Annotated in this window: 22 protein-coding genes; 10 read left to right on the forward strand and 12 right to left on the reverse strand. The window is 66.7% G+C overall.

The window, feature by feature from the left end; all coding sequences use genetic code 11:
- The first annotated feature begins 88 nt into the window (after positions 1-88).
- Positions 89-628, forward strand: a complete 540-nt coding sequence (locus tag ACIPVK_RS09680) for an NUDIX hydrolase family protein (protein WP_407611766.1) — start codon at positions 89-91, stop codon at positions 626-628.
- A 34-nt stretch (positions 629-662) separates the two neighbouring features.
- On the opposite strand, the gene ACIPVK_RS09685 is transcribed toward ACIPVK_RS09680, so the two are convergent.
- Positions 663-1292, reverse strand: a complete 630-nt coding sequence (locus tag ACIPVK_RS09685; protein WP_407611767.1) for a maleylpyruvate isomerase family mycothiol-dependent enzyme — start codon at positions 1290-1292, stop codon at positions 663-665.
- 30 nt (positions 1293-1322) lie between these two features.
- A complete protein-coding gene (locus ACIPVK_RS09690) occupies positions 1323-2390 on the reverse strand; it encodes an FUSC family protein (protein ID WP_407611768.1) in 1068 nt (355 codons plus the stop codon).
- Between the two features lie 172 nt (positions 2391-2562).
- Between ACIPVK_RS09690 and tgt the strand changes: the two genes are divergently transcribed.
- The gene (gene tgt, locus ACIPVK_RS09695; protein WP_407611769.1) at positions 2563-3864 is read left to right on the forward strand and encodes a tRNA guanosine(34) transglycosylase Tgt; all 1302 of its coding nucleotides are present in this window, start codon (positions 2563-2565) and stop codon (positions 3862-3864) included.
- Between the two features lie 15 nt (positions 3865-3879).
- Here tgt and ACIPVK_RS09700 read toward each other — a convergent pair whose 3' ends face one another.
- Positions 3880-4470, reverse strand: coding sequence for a DUF4126 domain-containing protein (locus ACIPVK_RS09700; protein ID WP_407611770.1), 591 nt, complete (start codon positions 4468-4470; stop codon positions 3880-3882).
- Positions 4471-4667: 197 nt separating this feature from the next.
- On the reverse strand, positions 4668-5393 hold the full coding sequence (locus ACIPVK_RS09705) for a queuosine precursor transporter (protein ID WP_407611771.1): 726 nt from the start codon (positions 5391-5393) through the stop codon (positions 4668-4670).
- 291 nt (positions 5394-5684) lie between these two features.
- Here ACIPVK_RS09705 and ACIPVK_RS09710 point away from each other — a divergent pair, with 291 nt between their 5' ends.
- The 5 genes from ACIPVK_RS09710 to ACIPVK_RS09730 all read left to right on the forward strand — a co-directional run bounded on the left by ACIPVK_RS09710 (position 5685) and on the right by ACIPVK_RS09730 (position 12885).
- Positions 5685-6332 (forward strand): TetR/AcrR family transcriptional regulator, encoded by a 648-nt coding sequence (locus ACIPVK_RS09710; RefSeq protein ID WP_407611772.1) that lies wholly within the window; start codon positions 5685-5687, stop codon positions 6330-6332.
- Between the two features lie 182 nt (positions 6333-6514).
- Positions 6515-7171 (forward strand): hypothetical protein, encoded by a 657-nt coding sequence (locus tag ACIPVK_RS09715; protein WP_407611773.1) that lies wholly within the window; start codon positions 6515-6517, stop codon positions 7169-7171.
- 80 nt (positions 7172-7251) lie between these two features.
- On the forward strand, positions 7252-8076 hold the full coding sequence (locus ACIPVK_RS09720; protein WP_407611774.1) for a hydroxymethylpyrimidine/phosphomethylpyrimidine kinase: 825 nt from the start codon (positions 7252-7254) through the stop codon (positions 8074-8076).
- A gap of 468 nt (positions 8077-8544) precedes the next feature.
- Positions 8545-11832: a S8 family serine peptidase gene (locus tag ACIPVK_RS09725; RefSeq protein WP_407611775.1), complete on the forward strand. Its 3288-nt coding sequence runs from the start codon at positions 8545-8547 to the stop codon at positions 11830-11832.
- A 138-nt stretch (positions 11833-11970) separates the two neighbouring features.
- Entirely contained in the window at positions 11971-12885 is a 915-nt protein-coding gene (locus tag ACIPVK_RS09730; protein WP_407611776.1) for a serine hydrolase domain-containing protein, read from the forward strand.
- Between the two features lie 41 nt (positions 12886-12926).
- On the opposite strand, the gene ACIPVK_RS09735 is transcribed toward ACIPVK_RS09730, so the two are convergent.
- A complete protein-coding gene (locus tag ACIPVK_RS09735) occupies positions 12927-14213 on the reverse strand; it encodes a glycoside hydrolase family 3 N-terminal domain-containing protein (protein ID WP_407611777.1) in 1287 nt (428 codons plus the stop codon).
- 252 nt (positions 14214-14465) lie between these two features.
- Here ACIPVK_RS09735 and ACIPVK_RS09740 point away from each other — a divergent pair, with 252 nt between their 5' ends.
- Complete coding sequence (locus tag ACIPVK_RS09740) at positions 14466-14915, forward strand: hypothetical protein (protein ID WP_407611778.1); 450 nt, start codon at positions 14466-14468, stop codon at positions 14913-14915.
- On the opposite strand, the gene ACIPVK_RS09745 is transcribed toward ACIPVK_RS09740, so the two are convergent.
- The 7 genes from ACIPVK_RS09745 to ACIPVK_RS09775 all read right to left on the reverse strand — a co-directional run bounded on the left by ACIPVK_RS09745 (position 14912) and on the right by ACIPVK_RS09775 (position 22814).
- A complete protein-coding gene (locus ACIPVK_RS09745) occupies positions 14912-16186 on the reverse strand; it encodes a Y-family DNA polymerase (protein ID WP_407611779.1) in 1275 nt (424 codons plus the stop codon). The genes ACIPVK_RS09740 and ACIPVK_RS09745 overlap by 4 nt on opposite strands.
- 139 nt (positions 16187-16325) lie before the next feature.
- Positions 16326-16748, reverse strand: a complete 423-nt coding sequence (locus ACIPVK_RS09750; protein WP_407611780.1) for a LexA family protein — start codon at positions 16746-16748, stop codon at positions 16326-16328.
- Between the two features lie 71 nt (positions 16749-16819).
- Positions 16820-17677, reverse strand: coding sequence for a cytochrome c biogenesis protein CcdA (locus ACIPVK_RS09755; RefSeq protein ID WP_407611781.1), 858 nt, complete (start codon positions 17675-17677; stop codon positions 16820-16822).
- A gap of 41 nt (positions 17678-17718) precedes the next feature.
- The gene (locus tag ACIPVK_RS09760) at positions 17719-18441 is read right to left on the reverse strand and encodes a DsbA family protein (protein ID WP_407611782.1); all 723 of its coding nucleotides are present in this window, start codon (positions 18439-18441) and stop codon (positions 17719-17721) included.
- A gap of 321 nt (positions 18442-18762) precedes the next feature.
- The gene (locus ACIPVK_RS09765; RefSeq protein ID WP_407611783.1) at positions 18763-20379 is read right to left on the reverse strand and encodes an SH3 domain-containing protein; all 1617 of its coding nucleotides are present in this window, start codon (positions 20377-20379) and stop codon (positions 18763-18765) included.
- A gap of 185 nt (positions 20380-20564) precedes the next feature.
- Positions 20565-22154 carry an AMP-binding protein gene (locus ACIPVK_RS09770; RefSeq protein ID WP_407611784.1) on the reverse strand — a complete coding sequence of 530 codons (1590 nt, stop codon included), beginning with the start codon at positions 22152-22154 and terminating at the stop codon, positions 20565-20567.
- Positions 22155-22301: 147 nt separating this feature from the next.
- Entirely contained in the window at positions 22302-22814 is a 513-nt protein-coding gene (locus tag ACIPVK_RS09775; RefSeq protein WP_407611785.1) for a nucleoside deaminase, read from the reverse strand.
- 113 nt (positions 22815-22927) lie between these two features.
- On the opposite strand from ACIPVK_RS09775, the gene ACIPVK_RS09780 reads away from it, so the two are divergent.
- Both ACIPVK_RS09780 and ACIPVK_RS09785 read left to right on the forward strand, forming a co-directional pair.
- Complete coding sequence (locus ACIPVK_RS09780; protein WP_407611786.1) at positions 22928-23557, forward strand: uracil-DNA glycosylase; 630 nt, start codon at positions 22928-22930, stop codon at positions 23555-23557.
- A complete protein-coding gene (locus ACIPVK_RS09785) occupies positions 23554-24408 on the forward strand; it encodes an SDR family oxidoreductase (RefSeq protein WP_407611787.1) in 855 nt (284 codons plus the stop codon). The genes ACIPVK_RS09780 and ACIPVK_RS09785 overlap by 4 nt, the downstream gene beginning before the upstream one ends.
- Positions 24409-24467: the final 59 nt, after the last annotated feature.

The following is a 24467-nucleotide window of genomic DNA, read 5'->3' on the forward strand; positions in this document are numbered from 1 at the left end:
GATTCCCGAAAACGAAAAACATGCCGGGAATAACACAACACGGTCCGCGACGTGGCCCGCCGGCCCACGGATGGTCCAAGATGGGAACATGAACGTTCGCACTCCGGATCCCTATCCCGGCTGGCTGTCCGACGAGGACCTCTACGAGGCCCGTGCCCGGCTGCCCATGCTCTACATCGAAGCCATCCCGGTTCGCCTGGATCCGCTCGGCTACGTCACGGAGATCGGCCTGCTGCTCACCGCCGATCCCGAGGGCCGGATGCTGCGCACCTTCGTCTCCGGCCGGGTGATGTACCGGGAGACCATCCGCGCTGCGCTGACCCGCCACATCGAGAAGGACCTGGGTCCCATGGCCATGCCGCAGCTGCCGCCATGCCCTGCCCCCTTCACCGTGGCCGAGTACTTCCCCTCCCCCTCGGAGACCGGGTTGACCGACGAACGGCAGCACGCCGTGGCGCTGGCCTACATCGTGCCGGTGCGCGGGGAATGCTCCCCGCGCCAGGACGCCCTGGAACTGACGTGGCTGACGCCCGAGGAGGCGCTGAGCCCGAACATCCAGGAGGAGTTCGCCGGGGGCCGCGAAAACCTGGTCCGCCAGGCCCTCGCCCACGTCGGCTACGTCCGCTAAAGACGCCGGGAAGCGCCGGCCCCTCGTGTGGGTTTTAGCGGGCCGACCGGCCGGTTAGGCGGGCCGCAAGGGCCGGCGCACCTTCCCCGGAAAGCTCGGAAACGACAACCGGGCGCCCCGCCATGGCCATGAGCAGGGCCTCCCCGGTGCCGGAGACCAGCGGACCCTTGCCATGGGACCAGTCAAGGTCCGTCGCGGCCAGCCTCAATCCGCGGATCCACCGCCAAGGCGCCAGCCGCGGATTGCCCGGAGTCGTCTCCAGGACCCGATGCAACCGTTGCGCGGGGATCTCCCGTGGCAGGCCCAGGGACCGCCGAATGTCCTGGTGGTGGATCATGCCGTCGACCAGGCCGATCCTGCCGCCGATCCCCGCGGCCAGGCCGCGGGGACGGGTGTGCGCCCGAAACGTCTCGAGCAGTTCGGCCGTCGAGAGGCCGCGCATCTCGTCGACTCCGACCTGGTTGGCCTTCACCAGCCGGCCCTTGGCGAAACGGCGCACCAACCCCAAGGTGTCGAGGGAGTCGTAGGAGATCACGTGCGCCACGACGTCCCGCACGCGCCAGCCCTCGCACAGCGACGGGGCCTCCCACTGCCCGGCGTCCAGGGTTCCCAGGAAGTCGGCGAGGTCCGTGCGTTCGGCCTGGGCCAGATCCATGTCGTTCATGCCCCAATCCTTGCACGTCAAAGTCGTGTCCTAGGGGGCTGCGGGCAGGCGACGCCGGAACCATGAGCCGAAGAGGGATCCGAGCAGCACCACCGAAACGCCGACCGCGGCGCCGATGACGGTCTCCAGGGCCCGGTCGTAGAGCAGCCCGTCCGTCACGCCGGACCCGATGGATACGCCCACCAGGGCCAGCGGGGTCACAAAGATCTGTGCAATGAAGTAATTGCGCGCGATGAACAGTTCGGCGAAGACCTGCAGCAGCCCGATCAAGATCAGCAGCACCCAGACCGGTGGCGCGAAGGCGATGATCGCGGCCATGAGCACGAGGCCGGTCAGGGTGCCAAGGATACGGTGGATGCCCCTGCGCACCCGATGCCGGGTGGTGTGCCCGACCAAGGGGACCACCGCGGCCACCATCGCCCAGTAGCTGTGCCCCGTCGACAACGCGGGCGCCAACAAGGTGGCAATGGACCCGGCGGCCCCGGCGGCCAGCAGGTAAAAGAATGCCTCCCACCAGATGGCTGTGCGCACCGTTGCGGACAGGGCCGCCGGCCGAACACGTTCCCCCCAGCCCGCGCTGCGGGGGAAGGCCATCCCGGAGAACCCGATGGCGATGGACAGCACCACCGCAGCCGACGCCGCGACCATGGATTCGCCGGCCGGTGGCTGGCTTGGCATGGAGGCAATCGCCGCGAAGGCGAAGATGTGGAAAAGGGAGCCGCCCGGCCGCAGCTGCAGGAAGGACGTGACGACGGCGCACACCCCGGAGACCACGGTGGTCAGGACAACGATCGTCCACGCGCTGCGCACCGGGTCCGAGTGGTCGACCAGGAAATTGGAGGCGAGCACCGCCAGCGCGATGACCACCAGGAACAGGGCGCCTGCCTTGGCCTGGGCAACCAACCTATTGAGGTATCCGGGCACGCGTCCGTAGACGCCGGTGAAGGCGCCAAAAATCACGAAGATCATCAGGTCCAGCCGGTCCATGGCCAGCAGCGCGAAAAGCGGCACGAACACGCCGATGCCCGTGCGCAAGGCAATCCAGTGGTCGTTGTGTGCCGGCCCCAGGGTCAGCAGGTCCTCAAATTTCTTACCCATGCGTTTGCTTCGTCGCCGCTCTCTTGGTTCGTTGTCTTGATGCACCTACTGTCAAACGCTACGCGCCCGGCGCGCGCCATGGTGTCACTTGTGAGCGAGCAAATAGCCAGGGGTGAGCGATGGCACGCGGGTATTTTTCCCGCCCTGCCGGGGCATGCGGCACACTAGGTAGGTGCAGAACGATTCTTTTGATGCCACCGCTCCCCATCCGCGCCAGGCCGAGTTCTCCTTTGAGCTCGGCACCCGGCTGACACGTCCCGACGGGTCGGCATCCAACGGACGCACGGGCGTGATCACCACCCCGCACGGGGAAATCAAGACCCCTGCCTTCATTGCCGTGGGCACCAAGGCGACGGTCAAGGCCCTGCTGCCCGAATCCGTGGCAGAGCTCGGCGCGCAGGCCGTGCTGGCCAACGCCTACCACCTCTACCTGCAGCCGGGCCCCGACATCCTTGACGCGGCCGGCGGGCTGGGCAGGTTCATGAACTGGTCCGGGCCCACCTTCACCGACTCCGGCGGATTCCAGGTCATGAGCCTGGGCTCGGGGTTCAAGAAGGTCATCGACATGAAGTCGGTGGACCAGTCCGGCCCCGACGACGCAGTGGCCCCGGGCAAGGAACGCCTGGCCAACGTGGACGACGACGGCGTCTGGTTCAAGAGCCACATCGATGGCAACAAGCACCGCTTCAGCCCCGAGGTGTCGATGAACGTGCAGCACAAGATCGGCGCCGACATCATGTTCGCCTTCGACGAGCTGACCACGCTGCAGAACTCCCGCGGCTACCAGGTCGAGTCCCTCGAGCGCACCCGGCTCTGGGCCGAGCGTTGCGTCAAGGAGCACTTCAACCTCACCGACGAACGCGTCGGCAAGGAGTACCAGGCGCTCTTCGGCGTGATCCAGGGCGCCCAGTACGAGGACCTGCGCCGCCAGGCCTGCCGGGACCTCGGTGCCATGGCCTTTGACGGCTTCGGCATCGGCGGTGCGCTGGAGAAGGAAAACCTGGGCACCATCGTGGGTTGGTGCGCGCAGGAGCTTCCGGAAAACAAGCCGCGCCACCTGCTGGGGATTTCCGAGCCCGACGACCTCTTCACGGCCATCGAGAACGGCGCGGACACCTTCGACTGCGTTTCCCCCACCCGCGTTGCCCGCAACTCCGCGTTCTACACGCCCTACGGCCGCTTCAACCTCTCGGGCCAGCGCTACAAGACGGACTTCACTCCCCTGTCCGACGAGTGCGACTGCTACACCTGCCAGCACTACACGCGCGCCTACATCCACCACCTTTTCAAGGCCAAGGAACTTCTGAGCCACACGCTGATCTCGATCCACAACGAGCGCTTCGTGGTGAAGATGGTTGACGACGCCCGCCTGGCCATCGAGGACGGCACCTTCCACGAGCTCAAGGAGATGGTCATGTCCCGCTATTACGCCGGTGCCCCGGACCCGCAGGGACTGGAAACAGTCTCCCTCTGATCCGCGGAAACGGTCCTAGCCCGCGGCGGCGCCCTTCCTCGGCCGCAGCCTGCGGATGCCGATAAACAGCAGCACGGCCAGGCCCACCGCGGCCACCAGCACCAGCACGGGCAGGGCAATGGCCAGCAGGCTCAATCCCAGCGATGCCCCGTCCTCCGCCGTGCTCACCACCGGGGCCGCGACCCCGGCGGTGCCCAGGTTCAACAGCGGCCTCGACCCGGACTTGAGCAGGTGGAAGACCAGTGCGATCCCCGCACCAATGAGCAGCGGCATCCACTGGGCCGAGCCAAAGGTGTTCCCGGGATCGGTCACCGCCACGGTTTCGGCCCCGACACCGGAGGCAAAGACGAGCCCTCCGGAGGCCGGGCGCACCACCGTCTGCAGCGCGTCGTTGACCGAGTCAACGACCGGAATCTTGTCGGCGACGACCTCGATGACCAGCAACACCGCAAGGATGCCCAGGGCCCAGCCGTTGGAAAGCCAGCCCCAGCCCTCGGGCAGCGCCACCCATGAGGTGAAGCGGTTGAGCAGCCCCAGCACCAGCAAGGGAATATATGCGTTCAGGCCCGCGGCCGAGCTCAGCCCGGCGGCCGTGAGTAGTTCCATGTGCCCAGACTAGGCGCAGTCGCGGTGCATGCGCCGCAATGTGCCGGGGGTGTTTTTGCCGGTGGTTCGCCGGCGCGGAGAACCACCGCTCGAATAGAGGGCCGTCGAGGTTCCGACGGCCCGGTCAAAGGAAGAAGCGGCGGCCTTCGCCCGTCGGCCGAAGGGCCGCCGTCCCCGTAATTCGTGGCGTGGATTGCCTATGCGGCGGTTCCCGCCACCGGAGCCTGCACCTCGTAGCTGGGCTCGCGGCGCTTGAACCAGCGGATGACCAGCGTGGTCACCGGAACGAAGATGAACTCCACCGCGGTCTTGTAAACGAAGCCGACCAGCACGTAGTTGATGAACGTGGGCATGTCGGTGATGCCGATGACGGTGGCTGCGATGGAGCAGAAGATCAGCGTGTCGGCGAATTCGCCAACCCCGGTCGAGCTCATCAGGCGGCCCACCAGGCCGCGTTCGCCGAAGCGTTCCTTCATCTTCACCAGGACCCAGGAGTTCAGGGTCTGGCCGACCAGGAAGCCCAGCAACGAGGCCAGGACAATGAGCCAGACCGGACCCAACGTGCGTTCGAGGGCCTCCTGCCCGTCGTACCATTCGGCCGCTGGCAGGTGGATCATGATCCAGAAGCAAAGGGTCGAGAAGGCCGCCAACGCGAAGGTCGTGACGATGGCCCGGCGGGCGACCTTAAAGCCGTAGACCTCGGAAATGACGTCACCGAGGATGTAGGCCAGCGGGAAAAGAAAGAATCCGCCGTCGGTGACGATGGGGCCGAAGGTGACACCTTTGGCCGCACCGACGTTGGAAAGGATGACCACGACGGCCATCAATGCCAGCACGGTGGAAAAGTAGGGGCTTCCCGCGGACGCAAAGATCGCGCGCGAGGCCTTCGGACGTTGTGTTGCTGAGGCGGTGTTTTCGCCCATGGTGATTCCCAATCGAAGAAGTGGTTCGCCAAGCCGGTCCCGGGGCAACGTTTTCCGCAGCGATCGACGCATGGGCGGAAATCGGGGCCGTGGGGACCACTCGCTGTATTAGCACTTGAGGTTCAAGTATCCCATGTCTTACCCAGCCCTGTTTCGGCGGTTTCGCGCCCTCGGGGTCCGTTTGGGCGGCCGGGTTCCGCGATTCGCCTTGCGTGGCGCGGGAATCCATGTTTTGAACATGTTCAAAACTGGTTATGATGGAAACCGATGCCGAACGCGGAAGGGAGCGCAGTGAGGAAACCGACTGCCAAGAGCACCCATACCCGCCAGCTGTTGCTCGACACGGCCATGGGGCTCTTCGCCACCAAGGGGTTCACCGGAACCACGATGCGCTCAATCGCCACGGAATCCGGGCTTTCCCTGGGCAACGCCTACTACTATTTCGAATCCAAGGACGCCATCGTCCACGAGCTTTTCCGGGACCTGCTCGAGAAGCACCGCTCTGCCACGTGGCCGCTTTTGGTGCCGGGAAACAACTTGGAGATGAACCTTCGCATTTCCTTGGACAAGGCCCTGGAAATCATGACGCCGTTCCACGAGTTCGGACCTGCGTTTATCCGCACGGCCTTTGCCGGTTCAAACGCCGAGCTCGGCAACGTGCAGCGAGCCCTCGAACTCGGATTGTGGCGCCAGGTGGTGGCGGCCAGCAGGCCCCTTCCACCACTGGCCATCCGCATGGACCTGCCCCAGTTGCTTTGGTTGATCCAACGCGGCATCTTCCTGTTTTGGGCCTACGACACCTCCCCCGGGGCTGCGCGCAGCCACCGACTCATCAGGAACGTCGCCCCGGTGGTCGCGCGCCTGGTCGTGCTCTCGCGCATGCCTGTTGTCCGCAGCATTCTCGATGACGTGCTTTCACTGGTGCGCACCGCGTCCTGACCCTCGCCGGCCGCGAAATCGCGCCCTGCCGAAGAGACAATCCCGGATTCGCCGGCCGCAGGCGTAGAGTCGGAGAAGAAGCCTTGAGAGGGGCGCGAAAGCGCAACGGTCACCACAGATCAGCGCGCATTTTGTGTCCAGAGCCGCAAGTTCGTTGCCGTCATTGGGACAGGAGCCGCAAGATGCCATTCGAGTCCACAACCCTTCCGCCTTGGGTCCACTCCTTTGCCCTGCTTCGTGACCGCACGGTCGTCCGTGACGAATCGGGATGCCTGCACAGTCTCGCCGCAGACGGAAGCAACTACGAAATCACGTGCAGCTGGCCCACGCCCGAAGAGCTCTCCACGCTGGTGGGCGACCCGGGCCTCACTGCGCACCAGGGTCAAACCAGGTTGACATTCCTGGGCTCGCCCGACGAGGCGACCACTCGGGAACTTTCCTCGCAGGGTTGGAGCCTGAGCGATCGACGGGTCCTGCTTGTCGCCCTGGCCAACGATGTGGAGCAAGTGGCCTCGCTACCGGAAACGGCAACCCTCTTCGAAGCGCCCATGAACGACTACGACGTGGTTGAAGTCGCGGACTTCGACGCCCCGGCCGGCCGGGGCAGGATCCGCTTTGGCGAGGGATTTGCGATGTTGGGTGATCCGAGCATCACCACGACATCGAACACCGAACAGTTCCGCGCCGCGATCCTGGCAAACCTTGCTGCCACGGCGGCGGGCCAGGGCCTGCCGGTGCTTTTCCTGGTCACCAGCGCGGACACCGCCGCCGGAACGCGCGCCGACCGCGCCGCCGGCTGGTCCAATGCGACGCAGCTGACCACCTTCACCAAGGCATAGCCGCAATACATGGAGCCTGGAGAGGCCGGGCCCTATCCGCGAGTGTGAGCGTGAGAGGGAAACCACCCTAAAATGAATGCATGACTTCTGCCTCCACCGGGATCCGTCCCGCCGTTACCCTGACCATCGCCGGCTCCGAAGCAACCGGCGGCGCCGGCGCCCAGGCCGACCTGAAGACCTTCCAGGAACTGGGAACCTACGGGATCGTCGCCCTGACCTGCATCGTGTCCTTCAACCCGAAAGACAACTGGAACCACCGCTTCGTTCCGGTCGAGGCACAGGTGATCGCCGACCAGCTCGAGGCAATCCAGACGTGCTATGCCGGCGATCTGAAGACCGTCAAGCTTGGCATGATGGGTTCCCCCGCCACCATCGACACCGTGTCGGCTGCGCTGAAGGACCAGGCATGGGACAACGTCGTGCTGGACCCGGTGCTGATTTGCAAGGGCCAGGAACCGGGCCACGCCCTGGACACCGACGAGGCGCTGAAGTCGAACCTGCTGCCGCTGGCCACCTTCGTCACGCCCAACCACTTCGAGGCAGAGTCCCTGTCCGGGATGAGCATCAACAACGTCGAGGACCTGACCGCGGCGGCCAAGAAGATCCACGCGATCTCCGGCGCGGCGGTGCTGGCCAAGGGCGGAATCCGCCTGGCCGGCAGCGACGCGGTTGACGTGTTCTACGACGGCGAGACCCTCGAGGTGCTCTCGGCCCCCAAGGTCGGCGAGGTCGCCGTGTCGGGCGCCGGATGCTCCCTGGCCGCGGCCATCACCGCCGAACTGGCCAAGGGCGAGACCCCGCTGCAGGCCGCACGCAACGCCAAGGCCTTTGTCACCGAGGGCATCAAGAACCGCGTTTCCTCGGCGGCCCCCTTCGACGCCCTGTGGCAGGGCGGCGCACGCTAGGGTTCACACCCCGCCCCCTCTTGGTTAAAACGCTGGTCCCGTGCATGCACGGGACCAGCGTTTTTGCGTTTCCCCGCAAAACGCTTCCGGAACACAGGCACTCTGCTCTCGGGTCGTCGCGGTGGCGTCCTTGCCCGATGCCAACCGCGTTTTCCCGGGCGCGGTGCCGGCGCTACGGGCGGTGCACCTCCCCAAGAGATCCACCGACTTCCCACAGGCTATCGATCGCTTCCGACACTTTGCCGTCGGGCCGGCAATCGCCCGTCGATCCGTGGCCCCGGGCGGGGAGCCAACGCGGTCCGCGCACCTCTCGCCGGGGAATTCGTCATTTGCCGTGACATTTTTCGGTAAATATCAAACAACCCCTTGATATGTGCCGCGACTCACATAGTATGTGGCGTGGGACGGGCCCCGCTAAGCGGTCATGGGATTCGGCCCGCATCACTCCCACCTGAACCAAGGAGAACCATGTCCAACCCGCGTCGTCACAGACTTGCGCGGACGATCCTGGCTTCGGCCTCGGGGCTTGCCCTGGCCGTCACCATGTCCGTCCCTTCCCTTGCGGCACCGCCCACGATCGACCCGGCACCGGGATCGGATTCGCCTTCCCTTGGCGGACTTGCCCCCAAGGCACTGAAGAACCTGAAGGTCTCCGGCCCGCTGGCCCTGGCCAAGGGCGAGGTCTCCGTCTACGTGCAGTTCGAGGGTGAAGGCGCCTTCGAAGCCACCCAGCCGGACAGCGCCAAGGCCCCGCGCGGCAAATCGGTCAAGAACCCCGCCAAGGTCAAGGAAATCCGCGCCGGCATCACGGCCAAGGGAAAGGCCGCCGCAAAGGCCGCGAAGGCCGAAGTCATCTACACGACCACCAACTCCCTTCCGGGCGTGGCACTGCGCGGGGACGCCGAGGCCCTGCGGGCCCTGGCCTCGCGCCCCGACGTCAAGAAGATCACTGCGATCGTGCCCAAGACGCAGGAAAACAAGAACGCCGACATCGACACCCGCGCCCTCGAGGCGTGGACCACGCTGCAGGAGACCGGCGAGGGCATCCGGATCGCGGTGCTGGACACCGGCATCGACTACACGCACGCCGGCTTCGGCGGCCCCGGCACCCTCCAGGCCTACACCGAGGCACAGTCCTCCCCCAACCTGCCGGCCGCGGACTCCGGGCTGTACGACCCCGCCAAGTTCATCGGCGGCTGGGACCTGGTGGGCGACGACTACAACGCCGACCCGAGCGCACCGGACTACCAGCCGGTACCGCATCCCGATTCCAACCCGCTGGACTGCGCCGCTGCCGGACACGGAACCCACGTCGCAGGATCGGCCGCCGGCTACGGTGTGAATGCCGACGGAACCACGTTCGCCGGGGACTACACCACGCTCACCGCCAAGGAGGTGGCGGGCATGCGCATCGGCCCGGGCAGTGCGCCGGAAGCCTCGCTGGTCGGCATCCGCGTCTTTGGCTGCGGCGGCTCCTCGGCCGTGGTCGGACAGGCCCTGGACTTCGTCCTGGACCCCAACAACGACGGCAACTTCGATGACCGCGCCCAGGTCGTGAACATGTCCCTCGGTTCGGACCACGCACCGGCGGACGACCCGGAAAACGACATCGTCAACGCGCTGACCGACCTCGGCATCCTCTCGGTCGTCGCCTCCGGCAACGCCGGGGACGTCACCGACGTCGGCGGCTCGCCGGGCAACGCCCGCTCCTCGCTGACGGTCGCCAACTCCGTGGCTTCCAGGGTCACCCTCGACGGCATCATCGTCAATGCACCGGCCGACGTCGCCGGAACCGCGGCCGGCCAGTACTCGGCCAACTTCAACTACACCGCCGCCGACCCGGCAACGCTGACCGGCGAGGTCGTCATGGCCCCGGAGGCCAACGCCTTCGGCTGTTCCGCCTTTGAACCCGGCTCGCTGAGCGGCAAGTGGGTCTGGCTGCAGTGGAGCGAAAACCTCGAGTTCCCCTGCGGCTCGGGCACCCGATTCAACAACGCCGAGGCCGCGGGCGCCACCGGCGTCATCCTGGACTCCGAGGTCTCGGTCTTCGAGGCCGGCATCGCCGGCAACGCGACCATCCCGGGCGCCCAGTTCACCAAGGCCCACTCCGATTCGCTGCGGCCCGCCGCCCAGGCCGGGACGCTGAATGTCACCCTGGATCCGGCCCTGGTCGGAACGGCCGCGGCCGAGTCCGGGCTCGGGGACACGCTGAACTCGTCCTCCTCGCGCGGCGTACACGGCTCGGAGGGCATCGTGAAGCCCGACGTCGCCGCCCCCGGCACGCTGATCGGATCGGTCGGCGTCGGAACGGGCACCGGCCCGGCTGTCATGTCCGGCACCTCCATGGCGACCCCGCACACCGCGGGCATCGCCGCCCTGGTTGCAGGCAGCGGAAACTACACCGCCCTCGAGGTCAAGTCGATCGTGATGAACACCGCGACGGTGGACATCCTGGCCGCCAACGGCGAGGCCTACGGCCCCAACCGCGTGGGTTCCGGCCGGGTCGTCGCCGATGCCGCGATCAGCACCCCGGCCTACGCCTACGCCACGGCGGACCCCGACCTGACCACCGTGGTCTTCGGCGTCGTCGAGGTGGACAAGACCAAGTACAAGGCCGCCAAGTCCATCACCGTGGTCAACAAGTCCGATGAGACCCAGACCTACAACGTGAAGTACGTGCCGGCCACCGAGATCCCGGGCGCAAGCTACAGCCTGGACCGGAGCAAGGTCACGCTGAAGGCCGGGGCAAGCACCCAGGTCAAGGTCACCCTGAACGTCGACGCGCGCAAGTACGCCAAGACCATCGACCCGACCATGGACCGCGTGCAGCTCGGCCTGCCGCGGGCCTGGGTCGCCGATGTCTCGGGCCGCGTGGAGCTGAGCAGCTCCAGCGCCCCGACGCTGCGCGTCCCGGTCCATGCGGCACCGAAGCTGGTTTCCGACATGGCGGCAAAGAGCATCAAGCTCGCCGCCGGCGCCACCTCCGGCACCATCGACCTGGCCGGCGATGACGTCCGCGCGGGTTCCGGCGACACCCAGGTGGTATCGCTGGTGTCCGCCTTCGAACACGGCGCCTCCTCGGTCCGCCTGCCCGACAGCGTGGACGACGTTCCCGGTGCACGGGAGATGGACCTGCAGCACGTCGGTGCGTCCTCCACCGCACCCACCACGGGCGCGGCGGACGGCCTGCTGAACTTCGGCGTCAGCACCTGGGGCAACTGGGCCCACCTGGCCGGTGCCACCGAGGTCGACATCGAGATCGACACCAACGGCGACGGGGTGGCCGACTTCATCACCTTCAACGCCTATGTCGACGAACTGGATGCCGACCTGGTGGCCACCTACAGCCTGCAGTCCTTCGAGCAGGTGGATCTGCAGCTGCTCAACGGCCTGACCGGTGACGTCGATTCCAACACCTTCGACACCAACGTGGCCAGCTTCCCGGTGTCCCTGGCGGCCCTGGGCCTCGAGGGGTCAAGCGCACCGATCTCCTACCGCGTGAGCACCTACTCCTTCTACAACTCCGACGAGTCCGGCGCCCTGGCTCCGGTGGACGAGACCGATTGGATCGACTTCAATGCGATCGCCCCGGAATTGTCCTTCGCCGGTGCCGGGACCGTGTTTGCCGACCTGGACAAGAACAAGCTGACCGCCACCATCGCCTCGGCGACCACGGACGCCAAGGCCTTGTTCCTGCACCTGCACAACGCCTCGGGCAACCGCGCCCAGGTGGTGGATGTGGAGGTGCGCAAGTAGCACGGATGCACGTGGCCGGGTGAGGACCCGGCACCCAGGGCGCGGCCCGGGGTTTGGGCAGTGGATTTCCTTCCACCCCCAATCCCCGGGCCGCGCCTTTTCCGGGTGCAGGCGGTCCGCGGGGCTAGGCTCGGACCCATGGACGACGCGCTGGCCTTCGAGGCACTTCTCCGGCAGCTTCCCGCCGGTTCGGTGGCGGCCTACCGCGGCCCCGGCGACGGCGCCCGGATGCACGTGTCCGGTCCCGCCGAGCCGTTGCCGGTCTTCAGCGTGACCAAGATGTTCGTTGCCGCCGGCGTCCTGCGTGCCGTCGATGCCGGGCTGCTCGGGCTCGCCGATCCCCTGGCCTCGCGGCTGCCCGGCGCCCCGACGGGCTGCACGATCGCCCAGGTCCTCACGCACACCGCGGGGCTGGGCGACTACACCGCGCACCCCGGATACCTGCGGGCCGTCCGGGATGACCCCGGCGAACCCTGGGACCTGGAGGCGATCACCGCGGCCAGCACCCCGGGAGTGCCGGGAGCATTCGCCTACGGCAACACCGGATATTGGCATCTGGGGGCCATGCTGGAGGAAGTCACCGCAATGTCCCTGGGCCAGTACCTGCACCGGGAAATCTTCGAGCCCGCCGACATGGCCTCGACGCGCTATCCGGAACCCGAAACCTCGCTAACGGTGTCCGGGTACTCGACCCTGTGGGCAGGACCCGCCGGGGCCGCGTTTTCCACGCCCGCGGACCTGCTGGCCTTCGGGGACCTCTTCTCGGACGCCAACCCGCTCTTCCCCTCGGCGCTCTCCCCGGCCATGCGCGCGGCGTTCCTGGACTCGGTCCCCGTGAAGGCGCCGGCCCCCTGGCGCGAACCGCGCTACGGCGCCGGGGTCATGATCGACCCCCGGCTGCGGCTCTGGGGCCACGGGGGCGCCGGGCCGGGCTATTGCGGCGCGGTCTTCACGTCCCTGGCCACCGGCGCCGCCGCCGCGCTCATTTGCCCCGGCCCGACGGACTTCAGCCCGGAATCCGCCCTGGTTTCCCTGCTGGGTCTCCCGGGCTGAGGAACCCGTCCAATGCCCCGCGTTGGAGTCCCGCCGGGGAGCTAGCGTTCTTCCTTGACCCGGAGCACGCGCAGTGCCGCGGCGTCGATGATGCGGGCGAAGGCCGGGTCCTTGCTGGCCTTGGCATGCAACGCCCCGGCGATGGCCGGCATGTTTCCGGCGTTGACGCAGAGCAACATGGTTCCCCCGGCCGCGAAGAAGCGCACCGCGCGGGTGCCGAGGCCCCAGGGGCCCAGCTGCGCGGCGTCGCACATGTCGTCGGAAACGATGATTCCGTTGAACCCGAGGTCCTCGCGCAGCATCCCGCGCATGATGGTCGAGGAGAACGGGGCGATGTTCTTGGCATCGATCTTGGTGTAGTAGGCGTTCGAGACCATCACCCAGTCGTTGCCTGACGCAATGCCGTCGCGAAACGGCTTGAGGTAGGCATCGTCCCGGGTGGTTTGGGTGTCGGTGACATTCCTTGCGGTGTCGGTGTTCTTGGTGACGCGTCCGAGTCCCGGGAAATGCTTGATGACCGGGTCCACGCCGGCCTCCAGCATTCCGGCGGAGAAGGCCCGGGAAGCCGCGGAGACGGTCCGCGGATCGTACCCATACTCGCGTTTCCAGTATCCGATGGGCGCGTTGGAGGGTGCGAAGGAGGCCGAGGGGACGGTGTCCGCCACCGGGGCCAGATTGACGTTGACCCCTGCCGCGGCCAGTTCCTTGCCCCAGTCCGCGGCGCGTTCGCGCAGCGTCCCGGCAGCCCAGCCGCCCTGGGTCAGGGCCGCCGGCAGGGAAGAGAAACCGCTGCCCTTCAGGACCTGGACCGCGCCGCCCTCCTGGTCGGTGGCCACGAACGCGTCGACGTCCACCGACAGCGCCTTGGAGATGGTTGCCTCGACCCGTTCAACCACCGCGGCCGTGGCTTTGTTACCTGCGCTGCTTCGGCCCTTCAGGAAGAAGTTCCCCAGTTCGCGGTCGGCGATGAGCGATCTGTCGGCCGCGCTGCTGCCGGTGGCGGGGACGCCCACCATGAGGACCTGGCCGATTCTTTCCTCTAGGCTCAGTGAAGCCAGCGTTTTTTCGGCGGCGCTTTGCGCCGGGGCGGACGTGGGCCGGGAGCTGGGTGCCGGCGACGTCGCCTGGCTCCGGCTGGGGCTGGGGCTGGGGGCCGCCGTGTGTGCCGAGCCGGAAGAAGCCTCGGTGCTCCCGGGAGTCGAAGTGCCGGGGGTGCTTGTCGGTGCGGGGGCAGGGGTCGGGGCGCAACCGGCCAATACCAAGGCGGGAAGGACCACCAGCGGGAGTATCCTGCGGTGCAGGGAAATTGTTGCTCGTGATTTGCTCATGGTGCGCAGCCTCTTTTCTCCGACATCTTCAGCGTGCCAGAAAAATGGCGGGACGGGGCATTTGAACCCGCAAGTCGTGACGAGACACTCGTCGCGCTCGGTGCCGGTCCGTTGAAAATTCGCAGTTCAGCTCCGGGCCGGAACCTCTTCATGAAAAGTTCGTTCCGGTGTTTGGCGCAGTTTCCTCGGTCCAACGCGAAGGTGTAGACGGGCAAGCCTATGCTGGGCACAGGACGATTCGAGGAGGAACCGATGGCACCGAGCGAACTCCCAAGAACCACGGGCGCCGAGGGCACGCCACCGACGGGCGATGCCCGCCGACAGGCCACGCAAGTTCCGTTCGATACCGAGCTGGTGCCCGAGGTCTGGGCAATGCCGTCCCACGGCATTGAGTGGTGTGATTGCGGGCAGCATCATGACGTGGACCGGAAAATTGTGCTCGGCTTTGCGGAAGCCGTGGTTGAAGACCGGGAATGGATGACGCACGACGAAGTCGTCGACACGGCCATGGACCTGTGGAACTACGAGTCTGTTTGCGAGTTCTTCTTCATGGCCATCCGCCGCTCGGCGAGCGCCGTGAACGGCGGCGAGGCACAGAGGTACCGCTTTGAGCGCGGGCTGGAAATCGTGGCGTTCTTTTCCAAGACCTGGCAAGGATGCCCGGAGGAAATATGCGCCGTCGTGAGCGGCCACCGGGATTAGGCCTTCACCACCGGGAGTTCCGCCCACTCCGTGGTGAATTTGGGCGAGGAGTAATCCCGCTTCATTGACCAGCCCGGTTCCACTGCCAGTCCCCCGGAGCCCAGGCCAATGGATTTGTTCCCGAATTTTGCCTTGACCGCACCCAGAACGTCGCCCACGTGCTTTGTTGCAATGTCCTCTTCGAAGATTCCGAAGGCGGCCTGCCCCGGTTCCGGTTGCAACCCGGAGAGCACGACCCCGCCGCGTACGTATGAAGCGCCGGGCCGCATGATTTCGCGCATGGCACCGACGGCCAGCCGGGTCAGCAGGATTGGGTCCTGGGTCGGTGAGGATAGTTTGAGCGTCACCGAGGGGAACGAGGCCTCCCCGCCGGCGAAGCGGCTCGTGCCTGCGGTGACGGTGAGCAACGTGGCCCAGAGCCCGTCGGACATCAGCCGGGACGCACCACGCTGGGCATAGATGGACATGACCTCGACCATGTCTTCGATCGTGGTCACGGGGCTGGAGAAGGACCGCGAGTACATGATCTGCTGTTTGTCGGCGCGTTCCTCGTTGTGGGGAATGCACGGGGTTCCGTTGAGTTCCAGGACGGTGCGTTGGAGGACCACGGAGAACTTCTTGCGGATCTCGGTGACGTCCGCTGCCTTGAGGTCCGCAATGCTGGCGATGCCCATCCCGGCAAGCTTGGTTCCGGTGCGGGCTCCGACTCCCCACAGGTCGGTGACGGGGACGCGGGACTGGATGTTCTCGATGAGGTCCGGATCCATGGAGTCCATGGAGCATACGCCACCCAGATGCGTATTGTGCTTGGCCACGTGGTTGGCGAACTTCGCCAGGGTCTTGGTCGGTGCCACGCCAACGCAGACCGGAACCCCTACCCCTCGTCCCACGGCCGTCCGGATTCGCGTGGCAAGCTCACCGAGCTGGTCGGGATTGCCTTGGACGCCGAGGAAGGATTCGTCGATGGAGTAGACCTCTTGCCAGGTGCCAAACCGCGAGAGGACCTCCATGACCCGGGCGCTCATGTCCCCGTACAGTTCATAGTTGCTCGAGCGCACTGCCATGCCATGGCTTTGGATGAACTGCTGGACCTGGAAGAACGGTGCGCCCGTGGTGATGCCCAGGTCTTTGGCCTCCTGCGAGCGCGCGACAACGCAGCCGTCGTTGTTTGAAAGCACCACAACCGGCCTGCCGATGAGTTTGGGGTCGAAGGCCCGCTCGCAGGAAACATAGAAATTGTTGACGTCCACGAGCGCGATCCGGTCGGTCATCGGGCCTCCCCTGCCGAAGGTGCGCTCCGGGGCCAAAGCCGCTCACCCGGCACAGTGCATTTGGCAGCGGTGTGGCTACGCACGTCGATGCGCTCCAGGTGACGTGGCGCGCGCCCATCTCGGTTCGGTCGCCGACGACCTAAACATGGTGCAGGCATCTGGTGACCACGCCCCAAATGGTGGTTTCCTCGGTCACGGCCTCGGCCCGCTCCTGCGGCTGCTCGTCGCTGCATAAGACCATGGTGCCGCGGCTGGATACGAGGCGGCGGATGACCAGCTCACCGTCCTGGACGGCGATGACCACCGATCCGTCGCGTGGGGCCAGGGCCCGGTCCACGATGACTTCGTCTCCGTGGCTGATTCCGGAAGAGGCCATGGCATTCCCGGAGACCCGCATCAGGAACGTCGACGTCCTGTCCCGAATCAACAGGCGGTTCAGGTCGATTCCGCCGCTGTAGTAGTCCCTGGCCGGCGAGGGAAACCCCATGGCCTCGACGGCTCCCACGGGCCCCTGGGATTCCGGCTGCGGGGCCGGCGGCTGCGGCTGGTCCATTCCGAACATAGACCCCGCCCTTCCTAGAACATAGATTCGATACTCCAGCTTATCAGCGGAAATGCTCGCGGAGGGCCTCGCTAGCGGATTTCCGGGACGCCTTCATCGTGGTCGGACCTGCCTGCTGACGGGTCTCTCAAGGCGTCGGCGCCACCCGTTCCGTTGGTCCTGCGGACGGCGGCACGAAGCCACCAGATCAGCAACAAGGCGCCGACCAGTGCCGTCCAGGCCCACGACGGAACGGCTGCGTCAACCTGCCTTCCCAGGTTTTCAAATGCGGCAATCAAGGTCGAGGGCAACAGCTCGGGGACGGCAGCCATGCCATTGGTGAAGATGAGGATCCAGCCAACGAGCACGGTGACCGCGCCCATCGCCAACGAGGTCGTGTGAAGGCGCAACCTGCCCACGCGGAATCGCCGCCCGCGCATCCATGAAACGGAGCGGTGGCCGAGTTTGCGGACCAGCAGGGCAATGAACATGATCGGCAGCACCATGCCCACGCCGTAAAGCCCGAACAGCGTTCCGCCGCGGGCCGGGGACGCGGAGGACAGCGCGAGGGTAAGGATCGCACCCAACACCGGGCCCGTGCAGAATCCAGCCACGCCGGAAACGGCACCCAGGGCAAATGTGCCGGCGAGCGATCCGGCGACGGGCCGGGGCCGGCCCGGAACCAGACGGGAAAAATCGATCCCGCCGCCAAAGGCCGTAAACAGCCCCAGGGCAACAAGCACCCAACCGGCTCCGCCGAGCAAGACCCCGCGGTCGATGGTGAAGGCTCCGCCCAGCCATCCCAAACCCAGTCCGAGCGGGACCAAGGTGGCAAGCAGGCCGGCCAGGAACACGGAACCAAGGATCAGGAGCCTGGCACGGGAGGTCGCGATATTGGCGAAGAACGCCGGCAGCAACAATGCATTGCAGGGGCTGAATACGCCAAGCATTCCACCGATCAACGCATAGGCGAACCCGATTTCCACGGCGCTCAGCGGCCCAGTTCTTCGTCGATGGCCTGCACGAAGACATCCAGCGGCTGGGCCCCGATGATCGGGCGCCCATTGACGATGAAGGTCGGGGTGCCGGTGACACCCAGGGCGCTGGCCTCGTCATGGTTCCTTTGGACCAGCGCGGCCGTATCCGCGTGCGCCGCATCTGCAACGAACCGCTTCGCGTCGACTCCGATGCGTTGGGCCAGCTTTTTGATTCCCTCATCGGAGTAGTCGGCGTCCTTGGCGGTGGCGCCCTTGGCGAAGATCGCGTCGTGGAAGGCCTGGTACTTTCCTTGCTTCCCGGCCGCGACGGCAAGCTCGGCGCTTTGCCGTGAGTTCTCGCCAAAGAACATGATGTCGCGATACTCGATGCGCAGCTGGCCGCCATCCACGTACTTCTCCAGCAGCGCCGGCAGGGATTCCGAGGCCCATTTGGCGCAATAGCCGCACTGGTAGTCGGAATAGGTCACCATGACAACCGGCGCATCGAGTGCGCCGACCGCCGTGGGGTCGCCGGCCTCGAGCCGCTCCACGTTGATTCGTTGCCCGGTGGCCGATGGCTCCGGTTTGCTGGGGCTTTCCTGCGCAACAGGGGCCGCCGGTGCCGGCGCAGCTATCTGCATGCCGATGACAATGCCCAGGACCAGGGCGACCGGAATCGGCAGGATCCAGAACCACGGCAGCTTGGCCTTGGCGGGTGTTGCGGGTGTATCCGTCATGTTCGAGACACCGGTTCCTTCCGGATTGGGGCCTCCTCCCCCGTCGTGACGTGGCGTGCGGAAAGGCGAAGGCCTGCCATGGCGGAAGTTGGGCTTGGGGGTGTTCCTCCCTCGAACGTATCGAAGCGCACCGCACTTGGCGAATCCGCGGCAGCCCTCCCCCGCTACGCGCAGGGCCAAGCGGCCGCGAATTGCGGCGGGCCTCGGCCCGGTCGCACAAAGGCTGCGGTTGCCGGGGCGAAGGACCGTGCCGAACAGGGTTTTCATCGCCCGTGTAGCGGGCCCAGTCCCTGCCCCGAGGCCAACCAGGGCTCCGCCAACTTACTTGTTGGCCCGGGAGGCAGAGATCTCGGCGTGGATGTGGTCCATGTGGCGCGTGGTGTCGTTCCATCCGCGGGAGGATTCCAGGTGCTTGCCCCAGCCGCTGGTTGAATACGGCCCCCATTGGCCGTCCTCGGCCAGCCACAGCCTGTCCCGCCAGATCAGGTAGCTGATCCCCATCCGTTCGTGGTTTTCCACCAGGTACTGGGCAATCCGGTCGCCGGCCTTGATGCCTGCGGCCGAGGAATAGTCCTTGATCATGAAGTCCGCGGCCAGCCCCGAGCTGTGCCCGACGGAGCCGGCGCGCGAGCCGCCCACGCTGCTGATGCCGGCTCCGAAGCGGTCCTGCACGTCCCGGATCATGGACAGGGTCATGGGCTGCAGCGGCTTCGGCGCCCGGTACTCGACGCTGGTGAGCAGCGTGTTCTTGATCCAGCCCGTTCCCTTTGAAGTCTTGACCTGCGACCATCCCTCGGAGGTCTTCAGGAAGGCCATCTTCTGGTTTGCGGGGATGACCCCCAGGGTGCTGAACGAGGTCGAGGGGCCGGTGCGGACGTTGGCGGCATAGGCGGTCCACCGATACGAGGTGGCGTTGCTGCTCGGCTCGCTGGTGGCCAGCGACGAACTGGGGATCCAGCCGTGGCCGCTCGGCGTTTCAATGTAGGACCAGTTTCCGGAGCTCTTCACCAGCCGGACCCTGGTCCCGCCCGTCTGCACCGCAAGGCGGTTGGAGGACAGCGAGGCCTTGGCATAAATCGGCTGAGTGCCGTCCACCCAGCGGTTGGCGCCGGCGACCGCATTGGATTCGGGTGCCTGGCCGGAGGTCTTCGTCAGATAGTTCGAACTCACCCACCCGGTCCGAGAACCGGCCTTCACCTCCCACCAGACACCGCTGGACTTCCCCGTCCGCGCGACCGCAGTGCCCTTCGGGAGGACAACGAGCGACTTGTAGTGGGTGCCCGGGGCCTGCCGCAGGTTCAGGTTCGCGCTCGTTCGATGGGTCGCGCCAGCTGTGGGCGCGGGAGCCGTGGGCGCGGGAGCCGTGCTGCCGGACTTCGCCAGGTAGTCGGAACTGACCCACCCGGTCCGCGAACCGGCCTTCACCTCCCACCAGACACCGCTGGACTTCCCCGTCCGGGTGACGGACGCGCCCTTCGGGAGAACCACGAGCGACTTGTGGTGAGTGCCGGGGGCCTGCCTCAGGTTCAGGTTCGCGCTCGTTCGATAACCGGCACCCGAGGTGGGCGCCGGCGCCGTGGCGCTGGACTTCTTCACGTAGACGGAACTGACCCACCCGGTCCGCGAACCTGCCTTCACCTCCCACCAGACGCCCTTGGCCTGCCCCGTCCGCGTGACGGCGGTGCCCTTCTTGAGCACGGTCAACGAGTCGTAATGGGCGCCGGCGTGCTGCCGCAGGTTCAAGTTCGCGGTCGTTCGAAGAATCGTGGTGGTTTGTGCACGCGGGGCAACGGGCTTCTTCGCGACTACGAGGTGCACCGGAGGCACGGCCGTGGGCACCGGAGCTGCCGTCACAGCGGGAGCCAGGGCCCCCACTGCCATCGTCGCGCCGAACGTCGCCGCTGCAATGCGCAGGGTAAGTAGGGGTTGGGGGCTCATGGTGGTGACTCCTTCAACAAAGGAATTGACCCGTGAGACATCAATCCCTGTGGATAAGTACTCGCTTGGGTACACCATATGTGGCTGGAGTTGCCAATGTCACGGGTGTGACAGCCGGGATTAAAAATAATCGGCCGTCCCGGTGACTCTTTTCCGGGACGGCCGACAGCGGAAACGCAGCGTCGCTAGGCGTTTTGCCGCAGCACGTTCTTTTGCACCTTGCCGGTGGAGGTCCGCGGCAGGTCTTGCGGGAAGTGGATGGTCCGGGGAACCTTGAACCCGGCCAGTTGCGTGCGGGCGTGGGCCTGCAGCGCCGCCGCGTCGAGGTGCGAGCCGCTGGCACGGATCACGTAGGCCACCGGGGTTTCTCCCCACTTTTCGTGCGGAACGCCGATCACCGCCACGTCGAGGACCTCCGGGTGGCTGGCAAACGCCTGTTCCACCTCGATGGTCGAGATGTTCTCGCCGCCGGAAATGATGATGTCCTTGGCGCGGTCCTTGAGCTGGATGTATCCGTCGGGGTGCATCACGCCCAGGTCCCCGGTGTGGAACCAGCCGCCGGCGAACGCCGCGGCGGTGGCGTCCTCGTCCCGGTAGTAGCCGATCATGACGTTGTTGCCGCGGAGCACGATTTCGCCCATGGTTTCCCCGTCGGCGGGCACGTCGTTCATGTCCGCGTCCACGATGCGCGCCGATTCGGCCTGGACCATGCCCACGCCCTGCCGCGAGACCCTCTGCGCCCTGGCCTCGTCGTCCAGCTCGTCCCAGGCGTCCTGGTATTCGCAGATCGTGTAGGGGCCGTAGACCTCGGTGAGCCCGTAGACGTGCACGACCTCGATGCCGAGCTTTTGCAGCTTGCGGATGATCGCCGGAGAGGGCGGGGCCCCGGCGGTGGTGATCCTGATGCCGCGCTCCAGCCCGTGGGCGCGGGCCGAGTCGGCGATGATGGAGCAGACCGTCGGGGCGCCGCACAGGTGCGTGACGCCCAGTTTGTCGATCGCGTCCCACACCGGTTCCTCGCGGACGGCGCGCAGGCACAGGTGCGTGCCGCCGGCCGCGGTGACGGCCCAGGGCGTGCACCAGCCGTTGCAGTGGAACATCGGCAGCGTCCACAGGTAGCGGGTGTGGGCGTCAAAGCCCTGGTGGAAGGCCTCCCCCATCGAGTTAAGGTAGCTGCCGCGATGCGAATACAGCACGCCCTTGGGCTTGCCGGTGGTTCCCGAGGTGTAGTTCAGCGTGATCGGCGCCCGCTCGTCGGGGATCGCATACCCGATCTCCGGTCCGGCCCCCGCGGCGAGGAAGTCCGCGTAGGTGCCGTCCACCGCGATGTCGGGCCTGGCTCCGGTGAATTCGGCATCCTGGATCTCCAGGAGCGCCTCGAGGGTCGGGACCTGCGCACGCAGTTCCGCCGCGGCGTCCAGGAGTTCGGAGTCGGCAAAGAGCAGCTTGGCGGCCGAGTGCTCCATGATGTAGCCGAGCTCGCGGGCCGAGAGCCGGGTGTTCAGGGCCACGAGCACGCCCCCGGCCAGCGGGACGGCATAGTGGGCGATGAGCATCTCGGGGATGTTCGGCGCCAGCACCGCAACGCGGTCCCCGGGCTCGATGCGCGCGGCCAGCGCCTTGGCGAATTGCTGCACCTCCGCCCCGAATTGCGCATAGCTGTAGGACCGCGTCCCGTGCACGATGGCTTCCTTGGTTGGATACACCTCCACCGAGCGCTGCAGGAATCGCAAGGGTGTCAGTTCCGAGTGGTTGGCCAGTGGTTGCACGCCCATGTGGTCCTCATTCCGGTGTTCATCGATTTTTCCGGTCGCAGTCGCCATGGTGGCGTGTGACGCGGACGACATTTGCCATGCATCAGACTAAGGTTTCGGAACCAAGTTTCACAATTCGACACCGGGTTCCACCTTTTGTGTCGCTCCTCAGGTCCCTTCAACGGGAGCCGGCCGGCGCCCCGATTCCTGGAAGGCCCGGAAGTGGAGGTAGCGGATCCGCGGGACCAGCTCGTCGGCGGGCCCGTCCACCTGGATGCCGGGCGCCACCAGGTTGACTGGCAGCGCGGCCACCGGCCCGGGCGCTGCGCCCCATTCCCGGCGCCAGGAACCGAGCATGGCCGCCGAAGCGGCGAAGGCAATGCGTCCCAGCCCGGCCCAGCCGTGGGCCCCGGCGCACATCGGGCAATGTTCCCCCGAGGTGTAGACGGTGGCCGCGGCCCGGCGCTCCGGCGCCAGGTTTGCCAGCGCCCATTGCGCAATGGCCAGCTCGGGATGCGCCGTGGAATCACCGCCCGCCACGCGGTTCCGGCCCTCGTAAAGCACGAGCCCGTCGGCGTCGACGAGGATCGAGCCGAAGGGCTCGTCGCCCGCCTCCAGTCCCTCTTCGGCCAGTTCAACACAGCGGGTCAGGTGGTCAATGTCGGCGCGAGTCAGTCCCATGTGCCCATCATGCGACATGCTCGCCGAATTGCCCACCCTGGCATGCGCTCGAGGGGCGGAATGCGCGCGGGAGGTAATCGGCGTAGGCTCAGTGGGAGGGCGAAAGGTGAACAATGAGCCAATCCGAGTACTTTGAAGAACAGTTGAGCAAGGTGGAGGACGATTCCGTCGCCGAACTCACGGCATTATGTCGCAAGCTGCAAGACCAACAGCCCGGTTCCCGGGTTCCGCTCATCGACCCGGTGCACGACGTGGATGAGGCTCGGGTCATTTCCCTGCAAATCGCGCCGGGCCCCGGAACGTCTTCGGGCTTCCTGTCACTGCGCAACGACGATCCCACCGCGGCACGACTCGCTGCAGTCTATGAGGCTGCCGGGTTGGAGCCGCGTTTTGCTATCCCGTGGAACGTCTTTCCGTGGGAGTTGCCTGACGGCGGCACCAAGCTGACGCCGGACCAGGTGAAGGCCGGGATCCGCCCCCTCAAGGAACTCATGCGCATCGCGTACCGTACCTCGGCGATCATTGCCCACGGAACCGAGGCAAAGCGCCTTGTCCAGGCCTGGATCAAGGCCGGCGGCCAGCAGGTCATCAACCAGCGCGGCATCAAGATCTACGAAGTGCGGTCCACCGCGGACCGCGCCTTCCTGGGATCGGCCGAAAAGCAGCAGGCGTGGTTCGACGAAATGGTTGCGGCCTACGCCGACGCCATGGCGCGGGCCGGATTGCGTCCAGCCGCCAAGTGAAGGTCCTCGTTCTCGGTGCCGGGGATCTCGGCACCGAGGCGGGCCTGCGCTTCCGGGCCGCCGGGCACCATGTCACCGCATGGCGCCGACGGCCCGAAGTGCTGCCCACGGAATTTGCCACCCACCGGGTGGACCTGTCCGATCCCGACACCGCGTTGCCGGCGATCGATCCCGACACCGACACCGTCGTTTTCACCCCCGCCGCGCCCGAGCGCAGCGAGGATGCCTACCGCCGCACCTACCTGGAGGCCGCGCGGCGCGTGCTTGACGCCCTGGGGCGCGATTCCGTGGCTCCCCGGCGCTTCCTGCTGGTCTCCTCCACGGCCGTCTACGGCGATGCGGCAGGCGGCTGGGTCGACGAGGACACCGCGATCTCCCCGCGCACCGCAACCGCCCGGATCCTGGCGGAGACCGAGGAACTGGTGCGCGGAAGCGCCGCCACACCTGTCGTCCTGCGCCTGGCCGGGATCTACGGGCCCGGCCGCAACCACCTGATCACCCAGGTGCGAAGCGGCAAGGCACGCGCCCCGGAGCAGACCGTCTGGACCAACCGGATCCACCGCGACGACGCGGCCGCAGCGATCGTGCACCTGTGCACCATGGAAGCCACCCCGGCGCAGCTCTATCTGGGCGTCGACCACGAGCCGGCGGGCCTGGGCGAGGTCCAGGATTTCCTGGCCGAAACCCTCGGCGTTCCACGCCCCGGGACCGGCGAGGCCCCGGTGAACCGCGGCGGCGACAGGCGCCTGTCCAACGCGCGACTGCTCTCCACCGGATTCGGGTTCACGTTCCCGACCTACCGCGAAGGCTACGCGAACGTGCTCGCGGGCCGGGGCGTGCGCCACCCCTAAGCGCCATCGGGGCACCACCGGTCGGCGGCCGTTCGGACGCACAGGGAACCCCGGCGATC

Source organism: Paeniglutamicibacter sp. MACA_103 (genome assembly GCF_045798555.1).
In the GTDB taxonomy this organism is placed as follows: Bacteria; Actinomycetota; Actinomycetes; order Actinomycetales; family Micrococcaceae; genus Paeniglutamicibacter.